General features: G+C 70.6%; 7 protein-coding genes and 1 riboswitch. Of the genes, 4 read left to right on the forward strand and 3 right to left on the reverse strand.

All coding sequences use genetic code 11. The features are described from left to right. Positions 1-137 precede the first annotated feature (137 nt). The 3 genes from ACFXI4_RS44360 to ACFXI4_RS44370 form a co-directional block, all read right to left on the reverse strand. Positions 138-935: an enhanced serine sensitivity protein SseB C-terminal domain-containing protein gene (locus tag ACFXI4_RS44360; protein WP_385003342.1), complete on the reverse strand. Its 798-nt coding sequence runs from the start codon at positions 933-935 to the stop codon at positions 138-140. Positions 936-1,101: 166 nt separating this feature from the next. After that, positions 1,102-1,893 carry an enhanced serine sensitivity protein SseB gene (locus tag ACFXI4_RS44365; RefSeq protein WP_385003345.1) on the reverse strand — a complete coding sequence of 264 codons (792 nt, stop codon included), beginning with the start codon at positions 1,891-1,893 and terminating at the stop codon, positions 1,102-1,104. A gap of 103 nt (positions 1,894-1,996) precedes the next feature. After that, a complete protein-coding gene (locus ACFXI4_RS44370) occupies positions 1,997-2,680 on the reverse strand; it encodes an AAA family ATPase (RefSeq protein ID WP_385003348.1) in 684 nt (227 codons plus the stop codon). 162 nt (positions 2,681-2,842) lie between these two features. Further along, positions 2,843-2,940: riboswitch (glycine riboswitch) on the forward strand. A 157-nt stretch (positions 2,941-3,097) separates the two neighbouring features. Between ACFXI4_RS44370 and gcvT the strand changes: the two genes are divergently transcribed. From gcvT to ACFXI4_RS44390, 4 genes are all read left to right on the forward strand, one after another. Then, the gene (gene gcvT / locus ACFXI4_RS44375; protein ID WP_362723340.1) at positions 3,098-4,225 is read left to right on the forward strand and encodes a glycine cleavage system aminomethyltransferase GcvT; all 1,128 of its coding nucleotides are present in this window, start codon (positions 3,098-3,100) and stop codon (positions 4,223-4,225) included. A 130-nt stretch (positions 4,226-4,355) separates the two neighbouring features. Continuing rightward, positions 4,356-4,733 (forward strand): glycine cleavage system protein GcvH, encoded by a 378-nt coding sequence (gcvH, locus tag ACFXI4_RS44380; protein ID WP_362723337.1) that lies wholly within the window; start codon positions 4,356-4,358, stop codon positions 4,731-4,733. Between the two features lie 38 nt (positions 4,734-4,771). After that, positions 4,772-6,034 carry a serine hydroxymethyltransferase gene (gene glyA / locus ACFXI4_RS44385; RefSeq protein WP_385003352.1) on the forward strand — a complete coding sequence of 421 codons (1,263 nt, stop codon included), beginning with the start codon at positions 4,772-4,774 and terminating at the stop codon, positions 6,032-6,034. A 56-nt stretch (positions 6,035-6,090) separates the two neighbouring features. Beyond that, the gene (locus ACFXI4_RS44390) at positions 6,091-7,458 is read left to right on the forward strand and encodes an L-serine ammonia-lyase (protein WP_385003355.1); all 1,368 of its coding nucleotides are present in this window, start codon (positions 6,091-6,093) and stop codon (positions 7,456-7,458) included. Positions 7,459-8,174: the final 716 nt, after the last annotated feature.

Below are 8,174 nucleotides of genomic sequence, written 5' to 3' on the forward strand. Positions count from 1 at the left end.
GTCATCACCGTTTACCCGGCATCGGGGCTGCCCTTCCGCGCCCACCCCCTTTGCCGATTCGTTTCGGGGCTACCCCGCCCGCCCCCCGGGGGCCGCCCCGTCCCGGGGGGCACCGGCCCGCGCCGCTTTCTCGTCGCTCAGTAGCCGCTCTGGGCCGGTGGATACCCGTATCCCGCGGCCGGTGCGGGTGGCGGGGCCGCGTGGGCCTCGCGGTCGTAGAACGGACGCGCGGCGGCCCGCATCCACATCACCACGGGGTCGTACTCGTCGGTCATGGCGACCGTGGACACCGGCAGCCCGTCCGGCACCGCCCCGACGGACTGCTGCATCATCGCCCGCACCGAGTCCACGGCCGGCGGCGACGTGTCGTACACGTCGAGTCCGATCGCGAGATACGGCGCGCCGAGCGCCGGCTGCACCCAGGCGCGCCGCAGCGAGCGGACCGCGGGCGTGCGGTGGGCGTTCTGCGACAGCAGCGCGTAGAACTGCGGGATCTCGATGGTCGGTTCGGCCAGACGCAGCGGCCCCGCGGGCTGGCGCTCCAGCCCGGTCGCGATCCGGCGCAGGTCCAGCCAGGGGATGCCGACCCCGCCGCCCGGGGCGTGCGGGTTGAGCCACAGCCCGAAGTGGTCGGGATAGAGGGTGCGGGCCACGTCGAGGCCGTCGACCACCTCGTACGAACGGTTCCAGCCGCTCGCCGACAGTTCCTGGGCCGAGGTCACGCAGGGCGCGTAGCCGTGGCCCTCGACGTCCATGTTCCCGTACTGGGCGTCGGGGGAGCCGCCCTGACCGTGCCACAGGAGCATCCAGATCTGACCCGAGGACGGCGTGGCGAGGGCGCGGAGGAGTGCCTCGTAGGCGTCGTAGCGCCCGGGGGTTACCTGGCGCAGCATGTGCTCGACCTGTCCGGCCGCCGCGGTGCCGCTGGCGCTCACGTGTTACCGCCCCTTCATTTGTCGCCCCGCATTCGGGGACAGCTTAAGCGCCCGGGGGGAGGGGGCCGATGGTCCGTGCACGAGTGGGGGTTGCGTTGTGGCCGGGCGGGCCCGCGGGGGCCGCACCGCACATCGGCACGGCCCCCGCGCCCCTGGCGGGGCGCCTTCAGTGGCCGTACTGGTAGAAGGGCCGGACGTTCTCCCGCATCCAGTGGCCCACCGGGTCGTCGGCAACGTCGAGCAGGACCAGGTTCACCGGCCACCGCACCGGGACCCGGCCCAGCGCCTTGCCCAGCGCCTCCAGCGGCACCGCCCTGATGTCCCCCTCCCACTGCGAGAGTTCGACGCCCACGAACATCACGGGGTCGGCCGTCTCGACCGCGGCCAGGCAGCGGCGGGCCGTGGCGACCACGCCGGTCCCCGCGAACTCGGCGGAGGCCGCGGCCAGGAAGTCCATCGGGTCGTCCTGCCAGTCCGGTTCGAAGAGCCGGACCCGGCCGCCCGAGGCGGGGCCGTCCAGTTCGCTGCGGCCGCAGCGGCACAGCTCGGCGACCGCCTCCGGCGGCAGCGGGACTCCCACCACGCCCCCCGGGTTCACGGCGATGCCGACCTGCGGGGGCAGACCGCGGGCGAACTCGACGGCCGGGGCGATCGTGTACGACAGGTGGGCGCCGACCACCTGGCGGAACTGCTCCTCGGAGCTGAAGACCGGGACGTACACCCGGCCCTCGATCTCGGTGGTGGGCAGGTCCAGCGGGCCGCTGTGCGGACCGCCGCCCTCCGGCAGCGGGATCCACAGGAAACTGCGGCCGAGCACCTCGATGAGCCGGCCCGCGGCCGAGGGGACGCCGAGGGAGGCCGACAGGACCTCCTCCAGTTCGTTGCCGGGCCAACCGCCGTGCGGGTGGGGGTGTGCCTGTGCCGGGAAGTCCGCGGGAATGTCCGCCGGGAAGTCCATCTGCCTACCGCCTGCTGGAAACCGCTGCTGCTGAGTCTGAAAAGGCTAGCGGGTGGCTGTGACAATGCCTCACCCCGTGAGCCGATCCGCCGCCCGGGGGGCCTCACCCGGTGGGCTGCTCCGCCCTCCGGAAGGCGATCCGGCACAGCACGTCCGCCGCGTCCCGGTCGAGCAGGACCGCCGAGCCGACCCCCTGCGGCAGCCCGCCCTTCTCCACCGCGCGCACCAGGCGGGACGCGGCGTGGCGGTGGCGCAGGAAGGCGTACCGGGAGACGCCCCGGCCGCGCTCGCGCTGGCCGTCCAGCGCCGTGCCGGGCGTGACGTCCAGGAGCAGCAGGTGCAGGGTGCCGCCGCGGCGGCGGGCCGCGCGGGCCAGCCAGTCGCGCACCCAGGCCTGGGTCCCGCAGTCGTGCACCACGACGCCCTCGCCGGTGCGCAGCGCGCGGCGCAGTCCCGCGTAGTGGGCGAGGCGGACCAGCGGGCGGTAGAGGGCGTACGGCAGGAAGCGGGCCAGCCGGGCGTCCCAGCGGTCCCGGGTGTCCTGGGAGTCGATCCGGATGCCCTGGACGGTGCGGTGCATCAGGGTGGACTTGCCGCTGCCGGGCAGTCCGGTGACCACGACCAGGTCACGAGGGCCGAAGAGCAGACCGGGCGGGCTGCCGCCCGCACGGTCGCGCAGATCACGGACGACCGGTGCCGGCTCCGCGCACCGCTCGCGCGCGGGGGCCGCCGGCTGCCCGGACAGGGCGATGCCCGTCGTCGTCGCGTATGCCGTGGTCCTTGTCACCGTGACCGTCCTCCCTGGGGGTTCAGGAAAGGTTCTCCCCACATATTGTAAAGAGAAGGTAATCCCCGGCGTCTCGCGGTTCGGTCCGCTTCCGGCCACAGGCCTGTCACAAAGCTCCGCCCGGCATGCAATGATGTGCCCGCCAACTGCATACCGGCCGTTTGAATCCGCGCGGGAGAGTCCCCGGCAGTCTTCACCGGGGCGCCGAAGGAGCAAGTCCCTCCCTTGAATCTCTCAGGCCCCGTTACCGCGCGGGCGAGGCACATCTGAAAAGCGGGCCGCCGTCTCGGCGGTCCCACCCAAGGTGCAAGTCGTGACCACTGTGGTGGTCGAGGCGAACCTCTCAGGTTCCGATGACAGATGGGGAGGACAGACCTCGCCTGTCATGCCCTGGGATCTTTGGGAGACGACCGACCGATGAGCAGTTCCGATTCCGCTGGACTCCGCCGTACCGCGCTCGATGCCCTGCATCGCTCGCTCGGCGCCACCATGACCGACTTCGCCGGCTGGGACATGCCCCTGCGCTACGGATCCGAACGCGACGAGCATGTCGCCGTGCGGACCAGGGCCGGGCTCTTCGACCTCTCCCACATGGGCGAGATCGCCGTGACCGGCCCCCAGGCGGCCGCCCTGCTGAACCACGCCCTGGTCGGCAACATCGCCTCCGTCGGCGTCGGGCGCGCCCGCTACACCATGATCTGCCGGGCCGACGGCGGCATCCTCGACGACCTGATCGTCTACCGGCTGGCCGAGACCGAGTACCTGGTCGTGGCCAACGCCTCCAACGCCCAGGTGGTCCTCGACGCGCTGACCGAGCGTGCCGACGGGTTCGACGCCGAGGTGCGCGACGACCGGGACGCGTACGCCCTGATCGCCGTCCAGGGGCCGGAGTCGCCCGGGATCCTGAAGTCGCTGACCGACGCCGACCTGGACGGCCTGAAGTACTACGCCGGGCTGCCCGGCACGGTCGCCGGGGTCCCGGCGCTGATCGCCCGCACCGGCTACACCGGCGAGGACGGCTTCGAGCTGTTCGTGAAGCCGGAGCACGCGGTGCAGGTGTGGCAGGCGCTCACCGACGCGGGTGAGGGCGTCGGCCTGGTGCCCTGCGGGCTGTCCTGCCGGGACACCCTGCGCCTGGAGGCGGGCATGCCGCTCTACGGGCATGAGCTGACCACCTCGCTGACCCCCTTCGACGCCGGGCTCGGCCGGGTGGTGAAGTTCGAGAAGGACGGCGACTTCGTGGGGCGCGAGGCGCTCCAGGAGGCCGCCGACCGGGCCGCGGCCGAGCCGCCGCGGGTGCTGGTCGGCCTGGTCGCCGAGGGCCGTCGGGTGCCGCGCGCCGGGTTCTCGGTGGTCGCGGGCGGCGAGGTGATCGGCGAGGTCACCTCCGGTGCCCCCTCCCCCACCCTGGGCAGGCCGATCGCCATGGCGTACGTCGACGCGGCGCACTCGGCGCCGGGCACCACGGGTGTCGGTGTGGACATCCGGGGCAGCCACGAACCGTACGAGGTCGTGGCCCTGCCCTTCTACAAGCGCCAGAAGTAGACCCCGAGGCAGACCCAGAGGAGACACTGGGCGCGGCGGCGCGTGACCCTGCGCACATTTCCGCTGCTCACGTGTCTTTCCAGCAGTCCTCTTTCACCAGCACTCCCCCGCGTACAGGAGAATTCAGGCCATGAGCAACCCCCAGCAGCTGCGTTACAGCAAGGAGCACGAGTGGCTGTCGGCCGCCGCGGACAGCGTGGCGACGGTCGGCATCACGGAGCACGCGGCCAACGCGCTCGGTGACGTCGTCTTCGTCCAGCTCCCGGCCGTCGGCGACACCGTGACCGCGGGCGAGTCCTGCGGCGAGCTGGAGTCGACCAAGTCGGTCTCCGACCTCTACTCGCCGGTCACCGGTGAGATCACCGAGATCAACGAGGACGTCGTGGACGACCCGTCCCTGGTGAACTCGGCCCCCTTCGAGGGCGGCTGGCTGTTCAAGGTGCGCATCGCGGACGAGCCTGCCGATCTGCTCTCCGCCGACGAGTACACCGCCTTCACCGCCGGCTGAGGACCGCACAGACACCGGCTGAGGAGTCGTAGAAAAAGATGTCCGTTCTGAACACGCCCCTGCACGAGCTCGACCCGGAGGTCGCGGCCGCGGTCGACGCCGAGCTGGTGCGCCAGCAGTCCACCCTGGAGATGATCGCCTCGGAGAACTTCGCTCCGGTCGCGGTCATGGAGGCGCAGGGCTCGGTACTGACCAACAAGTACGCCGAGGGCTACCCGGGCCGCCGCTACTACGGCGGCTGCGAGCACGTCGACGTCACCGAGCAGATCGCCATCGACCGGGTGAAGGAGCTGTTCGGCGCCGAGTACGCCAACGTGCAGCCGCACTCCGGTGCCTCCGCCAACCAGGCGGCCCTGTTCGCGCTGGCGCAGCCCGGCGACACCATCCTGGGTCTGGACCTCGCCCACGGCGGCCACCTGACCCACGGCATGCGCCTGAACTTCTCCGGCAAGCAGTTCGGCGTGGTGGCCTACCACGTGGACGACGCCGGTCTCGTGGACATGGCCGAGGTGGAGCGGCTCGCCAAGGAGCACCGGCCGAAGGTGATCATCGCCGGCTGGTCGGCGTACCCGCGCCAGCTGGACTTCGCCGAGTTCCGGCGGATCGCCGACGAGGTCGAGGCGTACCTGTGGGTCGACATGGCCCACTTCGCCGGCCTGGTCGCCGCCGGTCTGCACGAGAACCCGGTGCCCTACGCCGACGTGGTCACCTCCACCACCCACAAGACGCTGGGCGGTCCCCGCGGCGGCATCATCCTGGCCCGTCAGGCCTTCGCGAAGAAGCTGAACTCGTCCGTCTTCCCCGGCTTCCAGGGCGGTCCCCTGGAGCACGTGATCGCGGCGAAGGCCGTCTCCTTCAAGGTCGCCGCCTCGGAGGACTTCAAGGAGCGCCAGCGTCGTACGGTGGAGGGTGCGCGCATCCTCGCCGAGCGGCTCACCGCGCCCGACGCCCGCGAGGCCGGCGTGAACGTGCTGTCCGGCGGCACGGACGTGCACCTGATCCTCGTCGACCTGCGCGAGTCGCAGCTGGACGGGCAGCAGGCCGAGGACCGTCTCCACGAGGTCGGCATCACGGTCAACCGCAACGCCGTCCCGAACGACCCGCGTCCGCCGATGGTCACCTCGGGGCTGCGGATCGGCACCCCGGCGCTGGCCACCCGCGGCTTCACGGCCGAGGACTTCACCGAGGTCGCGGACGTGATCGCCGAGACGCTGAAGCCGTCCTACGACGCGGCGGCCCTGAGGGCCCGGGTCGAGGCCCTGACCGCGAAGCACCCGCTTTACCCCGGTCTGAACAAGTAGTTCCCTGGTGGGGGCACCCGATGGTGTGTGCCCCCGCCCTTTTCCAAGGAGTTCCCGTGGCCATCTCGGTCTTCGACCTGTTCTCGATCGGTATCGGCCCGTCGAGCTCTCACACCGTCGGTCCCATGCGCGCGGCCCGCATGTTCGCCCGCCGCCTGCGCAACGAGGGGCTGCTGGACTCCGTCACCTCGATACGCTCCGAGCTGTACGGGTCGCTCGGCGCGACCGGCCACGGCCACGGCACCCCGAAGGCGGTGCTGCTCGGCCTGGAGGGCGCCTCGCCGCGCACGGTCGACGTGGAGGGCGCGGACGACCGGATCGAGACGATCAAGGCCACGAAACGCCTGTCGCTGCTGGGCGAGCACGAGATCGCGTTCTCCTTCGACGCCGACCTGAAACTGCACCGCCGCAAGACGCTGCCCTACCACGCGAACGGCATGACCCTGTGGGCGTACGACGCCTCTGGGACGGAACTCCTCTCCAAGACGTACTACTCGGTCGGCGGCGGGTTCGTCGTCGACGAGGAGGCGGTCGGCGCGGACCGCATCAAGCTGGACGACACGGTCCTGAAGTACCCCTTCCGCACGGGCGACGAGCTGCTGCGCCTCACCAAGGAGACGGGTCTGTCGATCTCCGCCCTGATGCTGGAGAACGAGCGGGCCTGGCGCACCGAGGAGGAGATCCGCGAGGGGCTGCTGGACATCTGGCGGGTGATGCAGGCGTGCGTGGGGCGCGGGATGTCGCGGGAGGGGATCCTGCCGGGCGGTCTGCGGGTCCGTCGCCGTGCCGCCATCACCGCGCGGCAACTGCGCGCCGAGGGCGACCCGTTGGCCCACGCGATGGAGTGGATCACGCTCTACGCGATGGCCGTGAACGAGGAGAACGCGGCGGGCGGCCGGGTGGTCACCGCTCCCACCAACGGCGCGGCGGGCATCATCCCGGCGGTCCTGCACTACTACATCGACTTCGTCCCGGGCGCCGACGAGGACGGAGTGGTCCGCTTCCTCCTCGCGGCCGGCGCGATCGGCATGCTCTTCAAGGAGAACGCGTCCATCTCCGGCGCCGAGGTCGGCTGCCAGGGCGAGGTCGGCTCGGCCTGCTCGATGGCGGCGGGCGCGCTGGCCGAGGTGCTCGGCGGCTCCCCGGAACAGGTCGAGAACGCGGCCGAGATCGGCATGGAGCACAACCTCGGCCTCACCTGCGACCCGGTCGGCGGCCTGGTCCAGATCCCCTGCATCGAACGCAACGGCATGGCCGCGGTCAAGGCGGTCACCGCGGCCCGCATGGCCATGCGCGGCGACGGCTCCCACAAGGTGTCCCTGGACAAGGTCATCAAGACCATGAAGGACACCGGCGCCGACATGAGCGTCAAGTACAAGGAGACGGCGCGGGGCGGGCTGGCTGTGAACATCATCGAGTGCTAGGGGAACAGACCCTGAACAGCGCGTTCGTGTCTTTCAGTGCTGTCAGGGCCTTCCCTGCTTACGCGGCGGAAAGTCCCCGGAAAGTCCCTGGGACAGACTTGAAAGTCCCCGAAAAGTCCCCAGGATGTCCCCGCCGAACGCCCTTCATCGAGGTTGCTCATGGGCGGCTTCAGGACCGGCCCTGCGGCCCTTAGACCGTCTTGAGGTATGAAACGGAACCGTGTATGCCAGGCGGCGCGACCTACGCATTACGAGGCCACCAGTGATCGTTCCGCCTGATGACGGCTGGCGCTGCGGGATGCTATCGTGCCTGATCAGAGCACATGCACGCCTGATCAGACCACATGCACCGTGCTCGGCCCGGGTACCTCGTGTCATACCACCCAAGGGCATCCGGCCACCCGTGGGCCACCCTTGGCCATCCGCGGCGCGCTTCGATGCATACACACAGCGGTTGCCGGAACGACAGCAAACGAGCAAGATCCCAGACACACCTCAGCCGTCACTGCTCTCCCATCTGTGGCTGCGCCACACTCATTGAACCGCTCCGTGGTCGGTGGAATGGTATGCCTCGGTTCTGATGAAGTCGGGTTGCTAGATACTGACTTCCGCTCGTCAGGGTGAACCGTTCCGGGTTCGGTAGAGACTCGATTCCGTGAAAGGATTGAGTCATGGCACGTCCCTCCTCCTATCCCGTTGAGCTGCGCAAACGAGCG

Source organism: Streptomyces sp. NPDC059224, from assembly GCF_042754285.1.
Lineage (GTDB): Bacteria > Actinomycetota > Actinomycetes > Streptomycetales > Streptomycetaceae > Streptomyces.

What these genes read in the sequence shown, in the direction of transcription:
- gcvH (WP_362723337.1), top strand. Translation starts at nt 4,356, where the DNA reads ATGAGCAACCCCCAGCAGCTGCGTTACAGCAAGGAGCACGAGTGGCTG.
- glyA (WP_385003352.1), top strand. Translation starts at nt 4,772, where the DNA reads ATGTCCGTTCTGAACACGCCCCTGCACGAGCTCGACCCGGAGGTCGCG.
- gcvT (WP_362723340.1), top strand. Translation starts at nt 3,098, where the DNA reads ATGAGCAGTTCCGATTCCGCTGGACTCCGCCGTACCGCGCTCGATGCC.
- ACFXI4_RS44365 (WP_385003345.1), bottom strand. Translation starts at nt 1,893, where the DNA reads ATGGACTTCCCGGCGGACATTCCCGCGGACTTCCCGGCACAGGCACAC.